Origin of the sequence: Nocardia vermiculata NBRC 100427 (genome assembly GCF_001613265.1) — a bacterium.
GTDB lineage: Bacteria > Actinomycetota > Actinomycetes > Mycobacteriales > Mycobacteriaceae > Nocardia > Nocardia vermiculata.
Genome location: NZ_BDCA01000003.1, coordinates 181571 through 202585 on the forward strand (window position 1 = coordinate 181571; position 21015 = coordinate 202585).

Consider the following 21015-nt stretch of genomic DNA (forward strand, 5'->3'; position numbering starts at 1 on the left):
CAGGTGCGGTCAGATCAAGAACCTCGCCGGATCGAGATCTGCCCGTGCCGGATACGGGGCGGGCCCCCACCCGCTGTGCGGATGGGGGCCCGAGAGCGCGGATCGGATCAGCTGACCGGTACCGGCTCCTTCTGCTCGTCGGCGGTGTCGCGGTTGCGCTGCTGCAGTTCGCGCAGCTTGGTGCCCTCGACATCGATATCGGGCAGGATCCGGTCCAGCCACGCCGGCATCCACCAGGCCCACTTGCCCATGATGACCAGCAGGGACGGGATCAGCACCATTCGCACCAGGAAGGCGTCGAACAGCACACCGGCCGCCAGTGCGAAGCCCATGGACTTGGCCGTCACATCCGGCATCATCACGAAGCCGGCGAAGACCGAGATCATGATGATCGCCGCCGAGGTGACCACGCGGGCACCGTGGTGGTAGCCCGAGATCACCGCCTCCGTCGGCGATTTGCCGTGCACGTATTCCTCACGCATCCGGGTGACCAGGAAGACCTGGTAGTCCATCGCCAAGCCGAAGACCAACCCGATCATGATGATCGGCAGGAAGCTCACGATCGGATGCTCGTCGCCGATCAGGCCCAGCTTGTCCTGCTGGAAGATCAGCACGGTCGCGCCGAAGGTGGCCGCCATCGACAACAGGAAACCCAGTGCCGCGGTGAGTGGCACCAGAATCGAGCGGAACACCAGTACCAGCAGCAGGAATGCCGCGATCGCCACGATCGTCATATAGGGCACGATCTTGCCGAGCAGTGCGGTCGACACATCGGAGTAGATGGCCGTGGAGCCGGTGATGCCGTACTCCATGCCGTACTTCGCCTGCAGTTCCGCTTCGGCATCCCGCGCGTGTTGGACCAGGTCCTGGGTCTTCTCATCGTTCGGTCCGGAATTGGGGACCGCGGTGAGCTGGGCGCCGGTGCTCGCGGCGAAGTCCGGAGCCTTCTTCGCGTCCAGCTTGTTGGTCGTCGGCATGGTGACGAAGTCCATGCCGTCGTAGGAACTCAGCCGGTCACGCAGGGCCAGCACGGCTTCCTTGCGCTGTTCCGGCTTCACGTTCGACAGATCCGCGACCACCATCAGAGTGCCGTTGGTGCCCTCGCCGAATCCTTCGGTGCGCAGGTCGTAGGCCTTGCGGACCGTGGTGGTCTCGGGCTGGCTGTCCTCACCGGGCAGGCCCAGGCTCAGATTCACCGCGGGTGCGGCGAGCAGACCGAGCACGATCACGCTGGCGCCCAGGGTGACCCACGGTGCCTTGGCGATGAGGCGGCCGAAACGCTTGCCGTTGGTGACGGTGTTGTCGTCCTCGGTGTCGGTGCGCGCCACCAGCGGCAGCTTCGGCTTGAACAGGTACTTGCCGAAGGCGCCCATCACCGCGGGCAGCAGGGTCAGCGCCACCAGGATCGCGAAGAACGCCGCGAGTGCGCCGCCCAGGCCCATCCAGGTCAGGAAGCTGACGCCGACGATGCTCAGTCCGCACAGCGCGATGATGACGGTCATACCCGCGAAGACCACCGCGGAGCCGGCGGTACCGATGGCCACACCGGCGGCCTCTTCGGGCGAATCCTGGATCGCGAGTTCGGCTTTGTAGCGCGAGACGATGAACAGTGCGTAGTCGATGGACAGCGCGATACCGATCATCGAGGCCAGAATCAGCGTGAAGCTGGGGATATTCACCACCGACGTGCCCGCCATGATCAGCGAGGAGGCCATACCCACACCGACGATGCCGGTGAGAATCGGTACGAAGGCGGCGATGAGTGCGCCGAAGGCGACCATCATGACCAGGAAGGCGACGACGTAGCCGATGCTTTCGGAGGCACCGCCCATCTCGACCTGTTCGGTCGCCATGCTGCCGCTCATCTCGACCTCGAGGCCGGCCTGGCGGGCTTCGTCGGCGACGTCGTACGCCTTGTCCCGGTCGGCCTGCGTGACGTCGGAGAACGACTCGAGGTTGAACGGCACGCTGAAGTAGGCGACGGTATCGGCATTGTTGTTCTTGCCGAGCACGTTCACCGGCGCCAGACCGCATTTGGCGATGAACGCTTCGCTGGTGCGATCACCGTCGAGGCAGCCGATGGCCTTGGTCGCGGTGACCGGATCGATCAGCACACCCGGGTGGGCGGGGTCCATCTCGATCTTGGACTTGTCGACGATGTCGAGCTGATTGATCTTCTGGGCCAGCGCGGTCAGCGCCTTGTGGTTGTCCGGATCGGTCAGCTTGCCGTGTTCCGCACGCACCACATAGGTCCCGGTGACGGCGTCGAAGCTGAATGCCTTGGCAGCGTCTTTACCGAACTGTTCGGTGAGGATGTCGGTGGCCCGCTGCGACGGCAGGTCCGGCATGTTGAAGTCGTCCTGGCTCTGCTTCTGCAGCCCGACGCCCAGTGCACCCAGTATCAGGAATATGAGCAACCAGACCGGTAGCACGATCCATTTCCGGCGGAAGGCGAACTTCCCCCACCGATAGAGGTACACGGACACGCGGGATCTCCTAGCGATAGCTGGTGTGCGGTGCTGAGTTCATGTGCGGTGCTGGGTTCTACGTTCTACGCCCCGTAGACAGCACTACCGCGGCCGCCGAGCGGGCGCCGCCTCCATCGACGTGCTTTGCCTACCGTGCGGTAGGTAGACTACCGAATCGATAAGCGGAGGAACAACCTCGATTTAAGGGGTTGTCACTGGCCCACCCTTCGCGTGGTGAGAGGATCATCCGATGAGCGCCCGAACAACCTCCGGATCTGTCGTTGCAGGTCAACGCACTAAAGATGCGATTCGCGAGGCCGCGCTCAGACTTTTCTCGACCAAGGGCTTCGAGCAGACCAGCCTGCGTGAGGTCGCAGATGCGGTGGGAATCACAAAAGCCTCGCTCTACTATCACTACGCCTCGAAGGTCGATCTGCTGCTGGCGATCATCGAGCCGATCTTCGACGATATGAAGCGCGTGGTCGACGAGATCGAGGGGCAGCCGCACAACGAGCGGCGGGTGCGCGAGGTGCTCGAACATCAGCTGCGAACCCAGTTGCGGCACCGCGCGATCGCGGCGATGTGCGTGCGCGATACGGTGGCCATCATCAACGCCATCGGCGACATCTATCCGGACATGCTCGATATGCACCGGCGGTTGTGCCAATGGCTGGCGGGCGCGGATCCGTCTGCCGAGGCCCTGCTGCGCGCCAGTGCAGCTTTGGAGGTATTGAGCACGGTGCTGTGGTCGGACGAACTCGTCCCCGATGCCGCTGACGATCTCATCGAGCAGGTGCTGCTCGATTCCGCGCTGACGGTGCTGACCGGTACGGGGAAGCGCTAGTGCACGTCACCGCGAAAGTCGATTACGCCGTGCGAATGCTGCTGGAAATCGCGCGCACCCAACCGCATTCGGTGAAATCCGAGATTATCGCCACCGCACAGGGGATTTCCCCGAAAGTGCTGGAATCCCTTGCCGCCGAACTGCGCCGCGCCGATCTGGTGGTCAGCCGCCGTGGTCCCGACGGTGGCTACCGGCTGGCCCGCCCGGCCGAGCAGATCAGCGTCGCCGATGTGATCCGCGCGGTCGAGGGTCCGCTGGCCTCGGTCCGCGGGCAGCGGCCCGAGGATGTCGTCTACTCCGGTGTGGCCGAGCCGCTGCAGCGGGTGTGGATCGCGCTGCGGGTGAACATCCGCGTGGTGCTCGAGCAGGTGTCGATCGCCGATATCGCGACCGGTGAGCTGCCCGATTTCATCACCGACCTGGTGCGCGATCCCGGTGCCTGGACCCGGCGGCCCGCACCGGCCGGCACCGCGAGCACCGAGACCGGTACTGCGCGTGCCGATATCGGCAGCGGTGGCCGTCACAGCTCTTGATATAATCGTTTAGGCGCTGGTCGAGGCTGTTTTCTCGGTAGAAAAATTTCCCGACATCAGCCGTGAATCCAGGTAGCCTGCATCCATCATGTTGATCAGGTTGCTGCGCGCCTTTATGGCCCCCTATCGCACCCAGCTCGCCGGGGTTGTTGCGTTGCAGCTCGTTTCTGTCATCGCGATGCTGTATCTGCCCAGTCTCAACGCCGACATCATCGACAACGGCGTGACCAAGGGCGATATCGGCTACATCTGGACCACCGGTCTGTGGATGTTGCTGGTATCGGCCGTGCAGATCGTGGCCTCGGCGATGTCGGTCTATTTGGGTGCGCAGGCCGCGATGGGGGCCGGGCGGGAAATCCGGGCGGCACTGCTGCACCGGGTGGGAACCTTCTCCGCGCGTGAGGTCGGTGTCTTCGGTGCCCCGTCGCTGATCACCCGCAACACCAACGATGTGCAGCAGGTGCAGCTGCTGGTCGTGATGAGTGTGACCATCCTGGTGATGGCGCCGATCATGTGCATCGGCGGCATCGTCATGGCGCTGCGCCAGGATCTGGGATTGTCCTGGATTCTGCTGGTCGCGGTGCCGATCCTGGCGCTGACGATGAGCTTGATCATCGTGCGGATGGTGCCCGGATTCCGCCGGGTACAGCAGCGCATCGACGTGGTGAACCGGGTGCTGCGTGAGCAGATCACCGGCATCCGGGTGGTGCGGGCGTTCGTCCGCGAGCCGCACGAGACGCAGCGTTTCGGCGTCGCCAACGACGAACTGACCTCGGCCTCCCTGTTCGTGGGCCGGATGGCAGCGCTGATGTTCCCGGCCGTGATGCTGATCAGCAACCTCACCACGGTCGCCGTGATCTGGTTCGGCGGCCACGCCATCGACTCCGGTGACATGCAGATCGGCTCGCTGACGGCGCTGCTGTCCTACATCATGCAGATCCTGATGGCGGTCATGATGGCCTCGTTCCTGGCGATGATCGCCCCGCGCGCGGCGGTCTCGGCCGAACGGATCGCCGCGGTACTCGAGACCGACTCCACGGTGGTGCCGCCCGCGGAACCGGAGACCTTCACCGCCGATACCGGCATCGTCGAACTGTCCGGTGCGCAATTCACCTTCCCCGGCGCCGAGGAACCGGTGCTGCGCGATATCAGCTTCCGGGTCGAGCCCGGGCAGACCATCGCCGTCGTGGGCTCCACCGGGTCCGGTAAAACCACGCTGGTCAACCTGATTCCGCGGTTGATCGATGTCACCGCCGGTTCGGTTCGGGTCGGCGGTATTGATGTGCGCCACGCCGACCTGGACCTGCTGCGGTCGCAGATCGGCCTGGTGCCGCAGAAGGCGTACCTGTTCTCCGGCACCATCGCGGAGAATCTGCGCTACGGCGATCCGGAGGCCACCGACGATCAGCTGTGGCATGCCCTCGAGATCGCGCAGGCCGCCGATTTCGTCCGGGCCATGCCCGAGGAACTACAGACACCGGTCGCCCAGGGCGGCACCACGGTGTCCGGCGGTCAACGCCAGCGCCTGGCCATCGCCCGCGCCCTGGTGAAGAAGCCGAAGGTCTATCTGTTCGACGACTGTTTCTCCGCCCTCGACGTCGCGACCGACGCGCGGGTGCGCGACGCACTGCGACCGGAGACACGCGAATCCTCGGTGATCACCGTGGCGCAGCGCATCTCGACGGTGCGCGATGCCGATCAGATTCTCGTGCTCGAAGACGGCGCCATGGTCGGCCTCGGCACCCACGACCAGTTGTTGCGCGAATGCGAGGAGTACCGGGAAATCGTGGAATCGCAGTTCAGTGCGGAAGAGGCGGGGCGATGAGCTACTTTGGCGCAGCTGCTGATCGGCCCGTCCGGGTGCGGGTGTCCCGCAGGTTATCGGGCGGGGCGATGAGCTACTTTGGCGCAGCTGCTGATCGGCCCGTCCGGGTGCGGGTGTCCCGCAGGTTATCGGGCGGGGCGATGAGCTACTTTGGCGCAGCTGCTGATCGGCCTGTCCGGGTGCGGGTGTCCCGCATGACACAGGAGGCGGGGCGATGAGGCCCGGGGCACCGGCGCCGGGTGCGCCCGGCCAGAAGGCCAAATCGTTCGGTCCGACACTGAAGCGGTTGCTGCGGCGCCTGGCGCCGGATCGGGTGGCTGTCACCGTGATCCTGGCGTTGACGGTCGCGGCGGTCGTGATGAATACGCTGGGCCCGCAGATCCTGGGCAATGCGACCAACCTGATCTTCAACGGCGTCATCGGCAAACAGCTGCCGGAGGGCCTGACCAAGGATCAGGCCGTGGCCTCACTGCGCGAGCAGGGCCAGGACCGGCTCGCCGACATGTTCGCGTCGATGGATATCACGCCCGGTGTGGGCGTCGATTTCGGTGCGGTCGGCCAGGTTCTGACGTTGGTGCTGGTGCTGTATGTGCTGGCCTCGGTCTTCAACTGGTTGCAGGCGTATCTGCTGACCACCGTGATCAACCGGGCGGTGCAGCGGCTGCGCAGCGAGGTGGAGGACAAGCTGCATCGTTTGCCGCTGAGCTACTTCGACAGCAATGCCCGCGGCGATGTGCTCTCCCGGGTCACCAACGATGTCGACAATGTGGCGCAGAGCCTGCAGCAGACGATGAGTCAGCTGGTCATGTCGGTGCTGTCGGTGATCGGCATCCTGATCATGATGTTCTGGATCTCGCCATTGCTGGCGGTGATCGCGCTGCTCACGGTGCCGGCCGCGGTGATCGTCACCGCGCAGATCGCCAAGCGCTCCAAACCGCACTTCGTCAATCAGTGGAAGTACACCGGCCTGGTCAACGCCCAGGTCGAGGAGGCTTTCACCGGTCACGAGGTGGTGACCGCCTTCGGTCGCATCCGGGAGGTCGGTGCCGAGTTCGACAAGCGCAACGAGAAGCTCTACGAGGCCAGCTTCAAGGCGCAGTTCATTTCCGGGCTGATCATGCCGGTGATGATGTTCATCGGAAACCTGAACTACGTGCTGATCGCGGTGGTCGGCGGTTTGCGGGTGGCCTCGGGCAACTTGTCGCTGGGTGAGGTGCAGGCGTTCATCCAGTACTCGCGCCAGTTCAGTCAGCCGCTCACCCAGATCGGTTCGATGGTGAATCTGCTGCAGTCCGGGGTGGCCTCGGCGGAGCGCATCTTCGAAATCCTCGACGCGGACGAGCAGATTCCCGATCCGAGCGAGGAGGATCTGCGGCCGATGGATCGGGGCCGGGTCGAATTCGACGCGGTCTCGTTTCGCTACGAGCCCGACAAGCCGATCATCGAGGACCTGTCGCTGGTCGCCGAGCCCGGGCATGTGGTTGCGATCGTGGGCCCGACCGGCGCCGGTAAGACCACACTGGTCAATCTGCTGGAGCGGTTCTACGAACTGGATTCCGGCGCCATCACCATCGACGGTGTCGATATCACCGATGTCGGCCGGGCGCGGCTGCGGTCGCGGATCGGCATGGTGTTGCAGGACACCTGGCTGTTCGGGGGCACGATCCGGGAGAACATCGCCTACGGCAATCCGGGCGCGAGCGAGGAGGAGATCCTCGCGGCGGCCCGCGACGCCTATGTCGACCGGTTCGTCCATTCACTGCCGCAGGGCTACGACACGGTGATCGACGAGGAGGGGTCCGGGGTCAGCGCGGGCGAGAAGCAGCTGATCACCATCGCTCGTGCCTTCCTGGCCAAGCCGACCATCCTGATTCTGGACGAGGCCACCAGTTCGGTCGATACCCGCACCGAACTCCTGGTTCAGCAGGCCATGGCCGCCTTGCGCCGTGATCGCACCAGTTTCGTCATCGCGCACCGGTTGTCGACCATTCGCGATGCCGATCTGATCGTCGTGATGGAGGCCGGCCACATCGTGGAGCAGGGCACTCACGATGGTCTGCTCGCCAATCGCGGCGCGTACTTCCGGCTCTACAACGCACAGTTCACGGGTGCGGCGGTGGATCAGGATCTGGTCGACGAGGAGACGGTCGACGCCGTATAGCTCACGCGCACACCCTCATCGACGGCCCCGTCCACCTCCGGACGGGGCCGTCGGGTACTCCGCCGGGCATTGACGGTCGCGCACCGGAGTTTATAATGACTGAACAGTCAGTCATAGGAGTTGATATGTCGCCACGGATTGTCGACCCCGACGCTCGCCGCGCTGAAATCCTCGCTGCGGCCGTCCGGGTCTTCGCGCGGAAGGGCTTCGCCGCGAGCCGGATCGAGGACATCGCGGCGGAGGCCGGAATTGCCAAGGGCAGTGTTTACCTGGCTTTCGACAGCCGGGAGGCTGTCCTGCGCGCGGCCTTCGACGACTTCGCCGACAACTCCCTGGCCGGCCTGCGGGCGACGGTGGCGCAGGACGGTCCGGCGCTGCAGCGGCTGGCCACGCTGATCCGGACCACCTGCGCGATGTTGACCTCGGCGCCGGACCTGTCGCGGATCATGATTGATCTGTGGGGTGTCGGCCGCGGCGACGATGTAGCGATGCCGTTGGATATGGCCGCCGTCTACCGGGGCTATCGTGCGGCGATCGAACAATTACTCACCGCGGCGGAACACGAAGGCGATATTCGTCCCGGATCCGCTGCCGCCCGCTCGATGGTCATCGTCGGTGCCATCGAGGGCTGTCTGCTGCAGTGGCTGGCCGAGCCCGGCCTGCCCATCGCCGGTCTGGACGGCACCATCATCGACATCTGCCTGAACGGGCTGCGTCCGGCGGAGCGAGCATGACCGGCACGTCCACCACCAGCATGTCCATCCCGCGCCGGATCAACGCCACGCTGATTGCGCCGGAGGCATCGCCGACCGAACTCTTGCTCGGTTACGGTGCAGCCGTCGCCGGCGCCATCTTCGCGGTGGTGGCGGGCCTGGCCGCCGACTGGACTCTCATATCCGTGACCGTGATCGGCCTGGTTGCGTTCGACCTGTTCGGCGGTGCAACGGTCAACGCCCTGCCCTCTGCCAAGCGCTGGTTTCACCGGCCAGGCCGGACCGCTCGCCATCACCTCGCCTTCGTCGCGGTACATGTGCAACCGTTCCTCGTGGCCTTGGTTGTCCCCGGATTCGGCTGGTGGACGGCGCTGGTGGTGTATCTGACCATGCTGGGCGCCGCGGCCGTGGTACTAGCCGCGCCGCCGGCACTGCGGCGGCCGGTCGGTTACGCCCTGGCCACGTTGTCGCTGGCGATCATTGCCGCGGCAATGCCGGTTCCGGCGGCGATCGCGTGGTTCGTGCCGGTCCTGTCGATCAAGCTGCTGCTGGCCCATCTGCAGTCGGAGCGGGACGGCTGGGGTAGGTAGAGACCTGCGGGGACTCGGGGCATTGTGATGGAGGCCGCCTGGCAGGATGTCGGGATGCCCGATCACGAGCGGTTCTCCTTCACCATCGGTACCCGGCTGCCCGGCAAACACGGCCGCACCGGGGTGATCGGCACACCGCACGGTGACATCGCCACGCCGGCCTTCGTTCCGGTCGGCACCAAGGCCACGGTCAAGGCGGTGCTCCCGGAGACGATGGCCGAGATCGGCGCGCAAGCCCTGCTGGCCAACGCCTACCACTTGTATCTGCAGCCCGGCTCCGACATCGTCGACGAGGCGGGCGGCCTGGGCAGGTTCATGAACTGGCCGGGCCCCACCGTCACCGACAGCGGCGGCTTCCAGGTGATGTCGCTGGGGGTGGGCTTCAAGAAGGTGCTGGCGATGGAGGCGGTCGGCATGCAGAGCGACGAGGTGATCGCCAAGGGTAAGGAACGGCTGGCGGTGGTCGACGACGACGGCGTCACCTTCCGTTCCCATCTGGACGGTTCCAAGCACCGGTTCACGCCCGAGGTGTCGATGGGTATTCAGCACCGGCTCGGCGCCGACATCATGTTCGCCTTCGACGAGCTGACCACACTGTTCAATACCCGTGGGTACCAGGAGAAGTCGCTGCAGCGCACCCACGAATGGGCGCAGCGCTGCATCGACGAACACGAACGCCTCACCGCGGCGCGCTCGCACCGCCCGTATCAGGCGCTGTTCGCGGTGATCCAGGGGGCGCAGTACGAGGATCTGCGGCGCAAGGCCTGCCGCGATCTGGATGCGATGCGCGGCAGTGGCGGAACGGGTTTCGACGGGTACGGCATCGGTGGTGCGCTGGAGAAGGCGAAGCTCGGCACCATCGTCGGCTGGTGCAGCGACGAACTGCCGCCGGAGAAACCGCGCCATCTGCTGGGGATCAGCGAACCGGAGGACTTCTTCGTCGCCATCGAGAACGGTGCCGACACCTTCGACTGTGTCAACCCGTCCCGAGTGGCCCGCAATGCCGCGATCTACCTGCGGCAGGGCCGGTTCAACATCAATACCGCCCGCTTCCGGCGCGATTTCACTCCGATCGACGAGAGCTGCGACTGCTATACCTGCGCGCACTACACCCGCGCTTACATCCATCACCTGTTCAAGGCGAAGGAGATGCTCGCCGCGACCCTGTGCACGATTCACAACGAGCGCTTCACGATTCGGCTCGTGGACGATATCCGCGCCGGTATCGACGGCGGCTACTACGACGAGTTCAAGGCCGAGTTCCTGGCCGGCTGGCAGGGCCGGGTCCGGCTGTGAGACCTCAGCTGTAGAGGGCGGGCTTGTCCAGTGGTGCGTAGCTGGGTTCGCGCTTCTTCAGGTAGGCGATGCAGCGGTAACTGATCGGCATGATCAGCACCTCGCACAGCGTCTTCCACACGAAGCCGACGATCACGTAGTTGATGAACGCGCCCCAGGTGTCGATACCGATGGCCGTGGCCGCGATGGAGCAGAAGATCAGGGTGTCGCCGAGTTCGCCTGCGACGGTGGACCCGAGCAGCCGCGCCCACAGATGCTTCTCCTTGGTGCGTTCCTTGATCAGCACCAGTGTCGCCGAGTTGAGGAACTGCCCGACCACATAGCCGGCCAGTCCGGCGGCGACGAGTTGCGGCGTGGTTCCGGCGACCGAACGGAAAGCGTCCTGACCGTCGTAGAACTCGGCGGCCGGCAACCCGATGGAGATCCAGAAGCAGATCACCATCAACGCCAGCATCCCGAACCCGTAGTAGATGGTGCGGCGGGCGGCCTTGAAACCGTAGACCTCGCTGAGCACATCGCCGATGACGTAGGCGACAGGGAACAGGAAGAAGGCGCCGTCGGTGGTGATCGGCAGGATCTCGATGGGCCCGAGGGATACCTCGTGGCCGGTGAAGAACTGCACGCCCTTGGTCGCGCAGATATTGGAAATCATCAGTACGGCCGTGAACAGTGTCACGATCAGAGTGAAGGGACCCCCCGCGGCCTGCGCGAATGCTGCGTGTTCGACCGCGGGGCGTCCAGACTCCTCGGCCGGTGTCGTTCGTCGTGTCTCGCTCACGATTCGTGGACGATACCGGCTGCGGGTCGCGGTGCAATAGGCTGGACCGATGACGAATCCCGGCGATTCCGACGAATGGTGGAAGCAGTACGGCGGCGAAGGTGTCTCCTCCGAATCGGGTGACCACCCGTCGGTGCCGCCGCCGGCGAACCCGCCCCCGTCGCAGCCTCAGAACCCCTCGCAGCCCCAGAATCCCCAGCAGCCGATGCCGCCTCCGCCGCCGAACGCGCAGTCCGGGCCGCATCAGCAGCCGCCTCCGTCGTCGTATCCGAGCTACCCCAGCTATCCGCAGCAGGGGCAGCAGCCCTACGGCCAGCAAGGCCAGCAGCCCTACGGCCAACAGCCTTACGGTCAACCGGCTTACGGTTACCCCGGCGCCTCGCCCTATCAGCCCTACGGGTACGCGCAGCCGCAGCAGCAGGGCAACAACGGTATGGCGATCGGATCGCTGATCGCCTCGATCCTGGGTCTGTGCACCTGCCTCGGTTCCATCGTCGGCATCGTGCTGGGTGTGATCGCCCTGAATCAGATCAAGGAGCGTGGTGGTCAGGGCCGCGGGATGGCTCTCGCCGGTATCTGGATCGGCGCGGCCGGGATCGTGCTCACCATCGTGTGGGTGGTCGTCAACATCGCGGTGTCCAGTACCTAGCCGAACGAATCAGCCGCGGCGCACCGGGTCCAGATGCGCGGGGTCCAGAATCCACGGTGCGCGCGGCACGGTCGCGGGGGTGAACTGCGCCAACAGTGCGCGCGGCCTTTCTCCCTGATAGCCCAGTGACGCCGCCAGCAGAGCGAAGACCTGCCGCGGTGATTCGCCGAGAGCGGTCCGGTCGCGCAGGGTCACCGCGCCGTCGCGCTTGGCCAGCCGCGCTCCGTCGGTGTTGAGCACCAGGGGGACATGGGCGTACGTGGGCACCGCCAGCCCGAGTACGGTCGCCAGATACGCCTGGCGCGGGGTGGACGGCAGCAGATCGTCGCCGCGCACGATCTGATCGAATCCCTGCGCGGCGTCGTCGACAACCACCGCGAGGTTGTAGGCGGCGGTGCCGTCTCCGCGGCGGAGGACGAAGTCGTCGACGAGTCCGCGGTAACGGCCGTGGATCGCGTCGGTGATCTCGAATTCGTTGGTTTCCGCCCGCAGCCGCAGTGCCGCGGGGCGCCCTTCCTCGCGTTTGGCTGCCCGCTGTGCAGTGGTGAGGTTGCGGCAGGTGCCGGGATAGGCGCCCATCGGTCCGTGTGGGGCGGTGACGGCCTTCTGAATTTCCCTACGCGTGCAATAACACTCGTAGGTCGCTCCGGCAGCGGTGAGCTGGTCGATCGCGGCCGCGTAGTACTCGGTGCGTGCGGACTGGTAGACCACCTTGCCGTCCCAGTCCAGGCCGATGGCGGCCAGATCCGCGAGCTGGCGGTCGGCGGCGCCCTCGCGGACCCGGTCCAGATCCTCGACCCTGATCCGGAAGTTGCGCGCGGTGGTGCGGGCGAACAGCCACGCCAGCAGGGCGGTACGCAAATTGCCCAGGTGTAGATCTCCGGACGGGCTGGGAGCGAAGCGGCCCGCTCCGGCCGTGTGCGGGATCATCCGCGCAACCTGGGGAACAAGGTGACCTCGTCGATCTCGGCGTCGGTATCCAACCGGATCAGCAGCGTCCGCGCGTGCGCGATCAGTCCGGCCGTGTCGATACCGTACGGCGCTGGGGACCCGGGGGACTCCGCCTCCAACCGGCCGACCGCGCGCTCGAGCAAGGTGCGAGCACCCTTCGGGTTGCCGCGCTGGATGTGCGTCAGGCCGACCGCATACTGTGCCAGCCCCTGCCACAGCATCCTTTCCGCGAACGGCCCGTTCTTCCACGCGGCCTCGAGGACTTCGTGCGCGTAGAAGGCCAGACCCTGGTCGAGTAGGCGCTGGGCGTAATCCAGGGTTTCGTCGGGTGGGAGGTCGAGATCGTCCGGAATGCGTGCGACGCCCGCGCTACCCGGGGGTAGAGGCCGTCCGAGGCGATCGCGAGGGCGGGCATTTCGGGCGTTTCCGGCATCATCTCGATCTCGTTCCACCACTGCTCCATGATCTCTCTCCGGCAACCTGCCGGTTTACCGGGTGTGCGCCCCGTCCGCGATTGCACTGAATTCAACCGTACCGTCTGTTTGCCGGATCATTCTCCGTTCATTTGGCAATTTCTTCGCTATTCGTATATGGAAATTATTCGCGGTTCATTCATGCAGTTGAAAGTGCAAACTTGTTTGCAGTGAATGAAGGTGCTGCTAGGGTGCTCTCCCGGGGATCCCCCGGAGGGCACGCCATGCCGGTGTGAACTTCTTCGAGTGGTCGGTAGAACGAGTCGTTCACGTGTCGTGACCAGGGTGCATTATGGGGCCGGGAACCGTTCGGAATCCGAGTTCCCCGATGAGTTGAGCAGGATATTCTCGTTATCGACGATGGTAGAGGAGATGGCTGAGGTGAAGGTCGATTGGTCCGGTGCGGTGTGGCGCAAGAGTAAATACAGCGGGCCCGACGGAAACTGCGTCGAGGTAGCTTTTCTGCGTGACGGCAATGTCGGGGTTCGCGATACCAAGGACCGCGGTGTCGGGCCGGCACTGGCATTCACCCCGGGTGAGTGGGATGCGTTCGTCACCGGTGTGCGGGCCGGAAAGCTCGCCCCCGCCTGACTCACAGCGAACGGTTGTGGCCCCGAGTCGTGCGACTCGGGGCCCGTGTTGTGTCAGGGGCCGGCGCTCGACGCGATCGGTGAGCCTCGGATTCGGATCCTGGGGACGGGTGTGGATATCGTCGGGCGGGTGAATGCACCGACCAGGCGGGTGGCGGTACCGACCGGGCGGATGGCCGTACGGGCCGGGGTGTCGGCTGCGCTGACCGGGCATCGGGCCGCGCTGGCTCCGCAGGACGCCACCAGATTCTGGCTGTCGCGCCGCGGCGGCAACGATCTGTTTCTGCTCTATTGCTTCGACGACACCGGATACCCGGACCGGGTCGTGCGTGATGCGGTGATCGCCCGCAGCGCGGGCATCGCAGACCTGCGGCTCCGCATCCGCGAGCATCGTTTCGCGTATCCGTCCTGGGAACCGTGCGAGGTCGAGCCGTCCCAGGTGGTGGTGCACGACCTGGACGAGCCGCTGTGGACGAATGTGGAGAATTCGCTGGCCCGGCTACTCGGGACCGGAGTTCCGGCCGAACGCTACGCCTGGCGGCTGCACCTGTTCCGCGAAATCCGGGACGCACCGGCTGGTTCCGGACCGGCAGCCGCCACACCCGGAACGGGTGATACCCCGGCCCTCGTTGCCGTCCTGCAGATTTCGCACGCATTGGCGGACGGTCGGCGGGCCGCCGCGATCGCCCGAGAACTGTTGACCGGGCTGGGGGAGCCGGCCACCGACCGGGCCGGTCGGACGACTCCCGATACCGCGGTGCCGACTCCGGGAGCACAACGTGTCGCCGGGCAGTCGGACCTCGCTGAGATGCGCCGTGGCGCTGCACTGTTCGAGCGACGAGTGCATGGGCGCGAAAGTTGCGCACCGGGAACGAGCCGGCTGGGACGCGCAGCGGTCGAGGCCACGGCTCTGTTCTCGTTTCCGTGGCGCCTGGGCTGCACCGTCCGCCGCGGGCTGGCGGCCGCGCGGGCCGAGCGCGAGCTGAACAGGCTGACCGAGGCGGGTGAAATACCGCCCCCGGCACCCGGTTTCGCGCCGACGCGGTTGAATCAGCCGCCCGCTCCCGAGGAACGAGCCGTACGGATGCTCGTCGGAGCCGACCTGCGCGCACCCGGCCATACGGTCACGGTCGTCGCACTCACCGCGATATCGCTGGCGCTGAGCCGCTACCTGGCCGCCCGCGGCGATCGCCGCGACCACCTGGGTGCGCAGGTCTCGATGGCGCTACCGGTCGATCGAAAGACAGTGCGGCGAAACAATTACCGTGATCTCGGTATCGACCTCGGCGTGGCAGAGCCGGACCTGCGGTTGCGCGCCGACCGGATCGCCGCCACCCTCGCCGAGCGCCGCCGCCGCGCCACCCACCCGCTGCAGCAGGCACGCGACCGCGTCAACGACGTCGTCCCCGCTCCCGTCCTGCGCCGCGACGTGGCCGGCTACCCCCTGGACCTGGTGCCCGAGACGCTCTCCGGCCACACCGTCGTCTCCAGCGTGCACCGGGGTCCCGCCGACCTGTCGGTGCTGGGTGGACGGGTCCGCTTCACCGCAGGCTTTCCGGCTCTGGGTTCGGTCATGCACCTGACCCACGGCCTGCACGGTCTCGGAAACACGCTCACGCTGTCGGTCCACAGTGATCCCCAGGTGATGCCGGACGTGGACGAGTACGTGGAGTTGCTGGAGGCTGCGGTACGTGAGGTGGTGGAATGCCTCGCCGCTGTCGAGTGAGCCCCCCTTCCCGTACTCATTATATCCCGTACAGGGGGCCTTGCGGCAAGGCCGGGGTGATGCCGCACAATAGCCCGCCTACGTCGATTACCTGCGGAAATGGGGCACATGTCGGATCAGGGATACGAAGGCGAGTTACAGGCTGAGCGTAACTACGTCGCGGGGCTCTACGAGCGGCTCGATGCCGAGCGGATGCGGGCGAAGGATGCGTACCGCAGGGCGTTGCGGGGTGAGGCGGCGTTGGTGGAACGTGATGCCGAGGTGCGCGCGCACGACCGGGAAGTGAAGCGGCTGGATGTCGCGGACAACGGTCTGTGCTTCGGACGCCTGGACACCCTCGCGGGGGAGCGGTCCTATATCGGGCGAATCGGTCTGTTCGATGCCGGCACCGATGCCGAGCCGGTGCTGGTGGACTGGCGTGCGCCCGCCGCACGTGCGTTCTACACCGCGACCGCCGCCAACCCGGAGCAGATGCGGCGGCGACGCCAATTTCATTCGCGCGGCAGGCGGGTCACCGATTTCACCGACGAGGTGTTCGGCCGCCCCGGCGCCCACGAACGCGGCGATGCGGCACTGCTGGCTGCCGTGAACGCCCCGCGTGGTGCCGGTATGCGCGACATCGTCGCGACGATCCAGGCCGAACAGGACGAGATCATTCGCCTCGAGCACTCCGGCGTGGTCGTCATCGAGGGTGGCCCCGGTACCGGGAAAACGGTCGTGGCGCTGCATCGGGTCGCCTACCTGCTCTACACCCAGCGCAAGCAGATGGAGCGCGAGGGTGTGCTGGTGGTCGGTCCGAATTCGGCGTTCCTGCGGCACATCGGCCGAGTGCTGCCGTCGCTGGGGGAGACCAATGTGGTGTTCACGACCACCGGTGAGCTACTACCCGGCCTGCACGTCAGCGGTGACGACACCGCGGCGGCCGCGCGGCTGAAGGGTTCGCGCGCGATACTCGAGGTGCTGGCGGCCGCGATCGCCGACCGGCAGCGGCTACCGGAGCACCCGCTGACCGTCGAGCTCGCCGACGTGACCGCCCGCATCGACGCCGCGACCGCGGAATGGGCGAGGCAGGAGGCCCGCGACAGCGGCCGACCGCACAACGAGGCACGGGCGGTATTCCGCGAAATCATCACCTATGTCCTCACCGAACGCGCGATTGCCCGCATCGGCAAGGGCTGGCTGACCCGGGACAACCGCGAGGCGTGGGAGGACATGCGCTCGGATCTGACCGCCGAACTGGGCGACAACGAGCAGTTCACCGCGGCCCTCGACCAGCTGTGGCCGGTTCTCACACCGGAAGGCCTGCTGTCGTCGCTGTATTCGTCGCCGGAACGGCTGCGGGTCGTCGGCGCCGATCCGGCGTTGTGGCGCGAGCAGGGGGACGCCTGGACAGTGTCGGATGTGCCGCTGCTCGACGAGCTGGTCGAACTGTTGGGCTCCGCCGCACCCACCGACGACTCCGCTCAGCGTGAGCGCGACGCCGAGGCCCGCTACGCCGCCGGAGTGCTGGATCTGATGACCGGCCGCGAGGATTCGATGGACGACGAGGACCACCTCTACGCCACCGACCTGCTCGAGGCCGAGGACCTGGCCGACCGTTTCGCCGAACGCGACACTCGTGATCTCGCCGAACGTGCTGCGGCCGACCGGGAATGGACCTACCGCCACATCGTGGTCGACGAGGCGCAGGAGCTGTCGGAAATGGATTGGCGCGTGCTGATGCGCCGCTGCCCGGCCCGTTCGTTCACCATTGTCGGCGATCTCGCCCAGCGTCGCTCTGCCGCGGGGGCGCGGACCTGGGGCGCGATGCTGGAACCTTATGTTCCGGGACGCTGGCTCTACCGGGCGCTGACGGTGAACTACCGGACACCTGCGGAGATCATGGCGGTCGCGGCCGCCCTGCTCGCCGACTTCGCCCCCGACGTGCAGCCACCCGAATCGGTCCGTTCCTGCGGTGTGTCCCCCTGGGAACGACGCCTGGAGAACGGCGAATTGGCAGCTGCCATAGCAGAATTCGTTGACACCGAGGCCATTCGCGAGGGCACCAGCGTCGTCATCGGTCCGCCGGGTGTCCCCGGAACGGTTCCGGCTTCGGAAACGAAGGGCCTGGAATTCGATGCGGTTCTGGTGGTGGAGCCGGACCGAATTCTCGCCGGTCCCAGCGGTGCGGCGGAACTCTACGTGGCGCTGACCCGTGCCACCCAGCGCCTGGGGGTACTGCATACCGGGGCACTGCCGAAGGCTTTGACGGGGCTCGACCAGTGGCAGGCGGCAGTTGCCCCCGTGGCCGCCGGAGCGCGGTAACGGCGCTGTCGGACCGCTCGCTCGTGCGAAATATGGTCTCGCGCAGCGAGGTTGCGGGCCGCCTACTCCGGCGGCCCGCAACCTCCGCGCATGATCAGCGCATGTGCCGGGCACCATTGGGTCACCGGCAATCGGCTGCGCCGATTCCCTGTGGTCAACTCGAACTCCACCAAACCGAGCCAGGTGCCGTCCGCGGCCCGCGCCCAGGCGTGCAGCCGTCCGGGGATGCGCCCGGTGACCTCCAGGCCCCCGGCGCGCACCCGGGCGCCGTCCTCGGGTGCTTCCGTGCGCGGATGTGTCGGCAATGCCGCGCTCACATCGACCAGCACCGGCACCGGGGGCACAACCACCCGATGCAGCGCCCCCTTTCCTTCTTCCGGCCAGTGCTCGAACATGTGTTCGATCATATACCGGGCCGCCGACACCTTCTGCACGTCACGGCGTGGCGCGGAACATGTCCTGCACTCGCCTGAACACGTCGGCCTGCGCCGGGTTGTACAGCTCGTCGATCGCCACCTCGAATGCCTGGGCGGCGCGCCGCACTGTGCTCGGCGCGATCCGATGGCCGGAGAGTTGGGGGTGCTCGGCCCAGGCCGCGGCGATCGCGGGGAACAGTCGCTCGGCCAGTTCGCGCCGGGTGGTTTCGTCGGCGTCGGCAGGCAGCTCGGCCAAGTCGTGCGCTACGGGGATCTCGCCGAACCTCTGACGGATCTGTTCGTAGGCCTCGAATACCGGCGGATCGAGGGCTTTGCTCGCGACGGTGACGAAAGCGCGATCGGCGTCCGGAAGGTCGGCCGTCGACCGAGCCAGATCGACCGGGAGATCGGTGGGAGCGGAATGCCGCAGGATCACGGCGATCTCCCGGCGCGCGCGTTGCAGCCGTTCGATGGTCGCCGCCAGCTCCGCGTCCAGAGCGCGCACCGCCTGTTCCGGATGCGCGCCATCGTCGCCCATCGCGGCGATCTGCGACAACGAGAACCCCAGCTCGGTGAGGCGTTTGATGTGCAGCAACCGCAGCAGATGCGCCACGCCGTAGTGCTTGTAACCGTTGGAGCTGCGTTCGGGTTCCTCGAGCAGCCCGACCTCGTGATAGTGCCGCACCGTCCGCACGCTGGTGCCGGCCAGCTCCGCGAGCTCTCGAGTACTCCACGCCATGGCGTCCGTTCCTCACTCTCGTTGCCTTCCAACCCAGTTTGGGGTGTGCCGTAACGGCATGGTCAAGTTCTCGGGGCGGCGCCCGACCGCGGCCGCTGCTCCGACTTCTCGGGCGGCGGCGATTTCTGCTCGGCTACAGAGGATTCCCGCGACAGGCGGTGACGAATCCGTAAGGTGGTGATCCCGAGACGCCGCGGCCGTCACGTCTCGGCCTACGGCAGAGAGGGAGCGATGGCGCTGGACGAGGGTTACGCAGGACGAACCTATGTGGTCACCGGTTCGGAATCCGGTATCGGTGCGGCGACCGCGGCGCTACTGCGTGCCCGCGACGCCACGGTGATCGGCTGCGATCTCGATGCCGGCGCCGATATTCAGGCCGATCTCTCCACCCCGGACGGCCGCCGCTCGCTGGTCGCCCAGGTGCGGGAATACGGAGCGATCGATGCGGTACTGGCGGTAGCGGGCGGCGGCAGAACCGGTCTGTTGGAAACGAACTACTTCGGTGCGATCGCGACCTTGCAGGGCCTGCGCCCGTTGCTGGCGAACAGCCCCGCTCCGCGCGCGGTAGCCGTCTCGTCCACCTCGTCGCTGTCGCCCGCAGACGACCGCATCGTGCAGGCATGCCTCGACGGCGATGAGCCCACCGCGGTCGCCTACCTTGCGGCCGACCCCAGTGCGGGCGGTGAGGCGGGTGGCTACGGTTTGGCCAAGCGCGCGCTGAACCGCTGGGTGCGGCAGGTTGCCACCACTGCGGAGTGGGCGGGTGCGGGCATCGCCCTCAACGTTGTTGCCCCGGGCGTGGTCGACACACCCGCGGCCGCCTATATTCTCGCCGACGAGAACATCCGAAACTCGGTCGAAGCTGTTGCGCCACAACCGTTCGGCGGTTTTCCCGGCCGTCCCGAATGGGTTGCCGAACTGATCTGCTGGCTCTCCGGGGCACACAACCACTTCGTCACCGGTCAGATCATCTTCGCCGACGGAGGGTCGGAGGCCACCCTGCTCCGGGATATGCACTGGACCTGACCGGCGGCCCCGCTCCTTCCCGCTTCTGCCCGCGTCAGCGGCTGACGGTGGTCTGCTGGTGGACGCGGCGGAGTTTCGCCGGATTACGCACCACGTAGAGGCCGGTGATCAGCCCGTTGTCGATGCGAACGGTCAGGACGTTGTCGATTTCGCCGCCGATGCGGAAGATCAGCGCCGGACTGCCGTTGATCTGGGCCGTTTCGAGTGAAGTCTCCGCCCGCATGCGAGGCAGACCGGTGCGCAGAATGCGGGCGACGCGGTGCGCGCCGGTAACCGGGCGTGGAACCGCTTGGACCACCCCGCCGCCATCGCCGAGCAGGACCACATCGGGCGCCAGCATGTCGACGAACTGTTGCAGGTCCCCGGTTTCGACCGCATTCCGGAAGGCCTCGATGGCGCGGCTGCTCTCCTCGGCGCTCACCACCTCACGGGGACGCCGTGCTGCCACGTGAGACCGGGCGCGATGGGCGATTTGGCGCACGGCAGCGGGTGCCTTGTCGATGGCGTGGGCGATCTCCGCGTAGTCGAGGTCGAATACCTCGCGCAGGACGAACACCGCACGCTCGGTGGGGGTGAGGGTTTCCAGAACCAGCAGCATCGCGGTCGACACGCTGTCGGCCAACTCGATGTCCTCGGCCACATCGGGTGAGGTGAGCAACGGTTCGGGCAGCCACGGGCCGATATAGGACTCCTTACGGCGACCGAGGGTGCGCAATCGGCTCAGCGCCTGGCGGGTGGTGATCCGGACCAGATACGCCCGCCGGTCCCGGATCCCGTCGAGGTCGACGCCCACCCATTTCATCCACGTCTCCTGCAGCACGTCCTCCGCGTCTGCCGCCGAGCCGAGCATTTCGTAGGCGACAGTGAACAGCAGGTTGCGATGGTCCACGAACGTTTCGGTCGCGGCGTCGATGCGCTCGCTCATGGCTGGCT

At 66.4% G+C, this 21015-nt stretch carries 19 protein-coding genes; 12 read left to right on the forward strand and 7 right to left on the reverse strand.

The annotated features are described in order from the left end of the window. Positions 1-107 precede the first annotated feature (107 nt). Entirely contained in the window at positions 108-2486 is a 2379-nt protein-coding gene (locus NV2_RS06630; RefSeq protein WP_067870613.1) for an MMPL family transporter, read from the reverse strand. A gap of 232 nt (positions 2487-2718) precedes the next feature. Between NV2_RS06630 and NV2_RS06635 the strand changes: the two genes are divergently transcribed. The 7 genes from NV2_RS06635 (at position 2719) to tgt (ending at position 10430) form a co-directional block, all read left to right on the forward strand. After that, positions 2719-3312, forward strand: a complete 594-nt coding sequence (locus tag NV2_RS06635) for a TetR/AcrR family transcriptional regulator (protein ID WP_067870615.1) — start codon at positions 2719-2721, stop codon at positions 3310-3312. Beyond that, positions 3312-3845 (forward strand): RrF2 family transcriptional regulator, encoded by a 534-nt coding sequence (locus NV2_RS06640; protein ID WP_067870617.1) that lies wholly within the window; start codon positions 3312-3314, stop codon positions 3843-3845. Before NV2_RS06635 ends, NV2_RS06640 begins: the two co-directional genes overlap by 1 nt. An 88-nt stretch (positions 3846-3933) precedes the next feature. After that, positions 3934-5670 carry an ABC transporter ATP-binding protein gene (locus tag NV2_RS06645; RefSeq protein WP_067870619.1) on the forward strand — a complete coding sequence of 579 codons (1737 nt, stop codon included), beginning with the start codon at positions 3934-3936 and terminating at the stop codon, positions 5668-5670. Positions 5671-5884: 214 nt separating this feature from the next. Beyond that, entirely contained in the window at positions 5885-7831 is a 1947-nt protein-coding gene (locus NV2_RS06650) for an ABC transporter ATP-binding protein (RefSeq protein ID WP_067870621.1), read from the forward strand. Positions 7832-7956: 125 nt separating this feature from the next. Then, positions 7957-8565, forward strand: a complete 609-nt coding sequence (locus NV2_RS06655; protein WP_067870623.1) for a TetR/AcrR family transcriptional regulator — start codon at positions 7957-7959, stop codon at positions 8563-8565. Then, positions 8562-9134 carry a hypothetical protein gene (locus NV2_RS06660; RefSeq protein ID WP_245662484.1) on the forward strand — a complete coding sequence of 191 codons (573 nt, stop codon included), beginning with the start codon at positions 8562-8564 and terminating at the stop codon, positions 9132-9134. The genes NV2_RS06655 and NV2_RS06660 overlap by 4 nt, the downstream gene beginning before the upstream one ends. 54 nt (positions 9135-9188) lie before the next feature. After that, a complete protein-coding gene (gene tgt, locus NV2_RS06665) occupies positions 9189-10430 on the forward strand; it encodes a tRNA guanosine(34) transglycosylase Tgt (RefSeq protein WP_067870707.1) in 1242 nt (413 codons plus the stop codon). A 4-nt stretch (positions 10431-10434) separates the two neighbouring features. On the opposite strand, the gene NV2_RS06670 is transcribed toward tgt, so the two are convergent. Further along, the gene (locus tag NV2_RS06670) at positions 10435-11208 is read right to left on the reverse strand and encodes a queuosine precursor transporter (protein ID WP_067870625.1); all 774 of its coding nucleotides are present in this window, start codon (positions 11206-11208) and stop codon (positions 10435-10437) included. A gap of 49 nt (positions 11209-11257) precedes the next feature. Here NV2_RS06670 and NV2_RS06675 point away from each other — a divergent pair, with 49 nt between their 5' ends. Continuing rightward, positions 11258-11857, forward strand: a complete 600-nt coding sequence (locus tag NV2_RS06675) for a DUF4190 domain-containing protein (RefSeq protein ID WP_067870627.1) — start codon at positions 11258-11260, stop codon at positions 11855-11857. Positions 11858-11866: 9 nt separating this feature from the next. Here NV2_RS06675 and gluQRS read toward each other — a convergent pair whose 3' ends face one another. Both gluQRS and NV2_RS06685 read right to left on the reverse strand, forming a co-directional pair. Then, positions 11867-12787, reverse strand: coding sequence for a tRNA glutamyl-Q(34) synthetase GluQRS (gluQRS, locus tag NV2_RS06680; RefSeq protein ID WP_067870630.1), 921 nt, complete (start codon positions 12785-12787; stop codon positions 11867-11869). After that, on the reverse strand, positions 12784-13263 hold the full coding sequence (locus NV2_RS06685) for a DUF309 domain-containing protein (protein ID WP_067870632.1): 480 nt from the start codon (positions 13261-13263) through the stop codon (positions 12784-12786). The genes gluQRS and NV2_RS06685 overlap by 4 nt, the downstream gene beginning before the upstream one ends. Before the next feature lie 390 nt (positions 13264-13653). On the opposite strand from NV2_RS06685, the gene NV2_RS06690 reads away from it, so the two are divergent. The 3 genes from NV2_RS06690 (at position 13654) to helR (ending at position 17901) form a co-directional block, all read left to right on the forward strand. Beyond that, the gene (locus NV2_RS06690; RefSeq protein ID WP_067870634.1) at positions 13654-13872 is read left to right on the forward strand and encodes a DUF397 domain-containing protein; all 219 of its coding nucleotides are present in this window, start codon (positions 13654-13656) and stop codon (positions 13870-13872) included. Positions 13873-14001: 129 nt separating this feature from the next. Then, positions 14002-15597: a WS/DGAT domain-containing protein gene (locus NV2_RS06695; RefSeq protein ID WP_157102768.1), complete on the forward strand. Its 1596-nt coding sequence runs from the start codon at positions 14002-14004 to the stop codon at positions 15595-15597. Positions 15598-15705: 108 nt separating this feature from the next. Next, positions 15706-17901: an RNA polymerase recycling motor ATPase HelR gene (helR, locus tag NV2_RS06700; protein WP_067870638.1), complete on the forward strand. Its 2196-nt coding sequence runs from the start codon at positions 15706-15708 to the stop codon at positions 17899-17901. A gap of 62 nt (positions 17902-17963) precedes the next feature. Here helR and NV2_RS06705 read toward each other — a convergent pair whose 3' ends face one another. Continuing rightward, a complete protein-coding gene (locus tag NV2_RS06705) occupies positions 17964-18296 on the reverse strand; it encodes a hypothetical protein (RefSeq protein WP_157102769.1) in 333 nt (110 codons plus the stop codon). Between the two features lie 40 nt (positions 18297-18336). After that, positions 18337-19056: a MerR family transcriptional regulator gene (locus tag NV2_RS06710; RefSeq protein ID WP_067870642.1), complete on the reverse strand. Its 720-nt coding sequence runs from the start codon at positions 19054-19056 to the stop codon at positions 18337-18339. Between the two features lie 231 nt (positions 19057-19287). On the opposite strand from NV2_RS06710, the gene NV2_RS06715 reads away from it, so the two are divergent. After that, positions 19288-20082: an SDR family oxidoreductase gene (locus NV2_RS06715; RefSeq protein ID WP_210749035.1), complete on the forward strand. Its 795-nt coding sequence runs from the start codon at positions 19288-19290 to the stop codon at positions 20080-20082. Positions 20083-20116: 34 nt separating this feature from the next. On the opposite strand, the gene NV2_RS06720 is transcribed toward NV2_RS06715, so the two are convergent. Then, on the reverse strand, positions 20117-21007 hold the full coding sequence (locus tag NV2_RS06720; protein WP_210749036.1) for an RNA polymerase sigma-70 factor: 891 nt from the start codon (positions 21005-21007) through the stop codon (positions 20117-20119). Between the last annotated feature and the right edge of the window lie 8 nt (positions 21008-21015).

What these genes read in the sequence shown, in the direction of transcription:
- NV2_RS06660 (WP_245662484.1), top strand. Translation starts at nt 8,562, where the DNA reads ATGACCGGCACGTCCACCACCAGCATGTCCATCCCGCGCCGGATCAAC.
- NV2_RS06710 (WP_067870642.1), bottom strand. Translation starts at nt 19,056, where the DNA reads ATGGCGTGGAGTACTCGAGAGCTCGCGGAGCTGGCCGGCACCAGCGTG.
- NV2_RS06655 (WP_067870623.1), top strand. Translation starts at nt 7,957, where the DNA reads ATGTCGCCACGGATTGTCGACCCCGACGCTCGCCGCGCTGAAATCCTC.
- helR (WP_067870638.1), top strand. Translation starts at nt 15,706, where the DNA reads ATGTCGGATCAGGGATACGAAGGCGAGTTACAGGCTGAGCGTAACTAC.
- NV2_RS06690 (WP_067870634.1), top strand. Translation starts at nt 13,654, where the DNA reads ATGGCTGAGGTGAAGGTCGATTGGTCCGGTGCGGTGTGGCGCAAGAGT.
- NV2_RS06715 (WP_210749035.1), top strand. Translation starts at nt 19,288, where the DNA reads ATGGCGCTGGACGAGGGTTACGCAGGACGAACCTATGTGGTCACCGGT.
- NV2_RS06635 (WP_067870615.1), top strand. Translation starts at nt 2,719, where the DNA reads ATGAGCGCCCGAACAACCTCCGGATCTGTCGTTGCAGGTCAACGCACT.
- tgt (WP_067870707.1), top strand. Translation starts at nt 9,189, where the DNA reads ATGCCCGATCACGAGCGGTTCTCCTTCACCATCGGTACCCGGCTGCCC.
- NV2_RS06675 (WP_067870627.1), top strand. Translation starts at nt 11,258, where the DNA reads ATGACGAATCCCGGCGATTCCGACGAATGGTGGAAGCAGTACGGCGGC.
- gluQRS (WP_067870630.1), bottom strand. Translation starts at nt 12,787, where the DNA reads ATGATCCCGCACACGGCCGGAGCGGGCCGCTTCGCTCCCAGCCCGTCC.
- NV2_RS06645 (WP_067870619.1), top strand. Translation starts at nt 3,934, where the DNA reads ATGTTGATCAGGTTGCTGCGCGCCTTTATGGCCCCCTATCGCACCCAG.
- NV2_RS06720 (WP_210749036.1), bottom strand. Translation starts at nt 21,007, where the DNA reads ATGAGCGAGCGCATCGACGCCGCGACCGAAACGTTCGTGGACCATCGC.
- NV2_RS06650 (WP_067870621.1), top strand. Translation starts at nt 5,885, where the DNA reads ATGAGGCCCGGGGCACCGGCGCCGGGTGCGCCCGGCCAGAAGGCCAAA.
- NV2_RS06705 (WP_157102769.1), bottom strand. Translation starts at nt 18,296, where the DNA reads ATGTTCGAGCACTGGCCGGAAGAAGGAAAGGGGGCGCTGCATCGGGTG.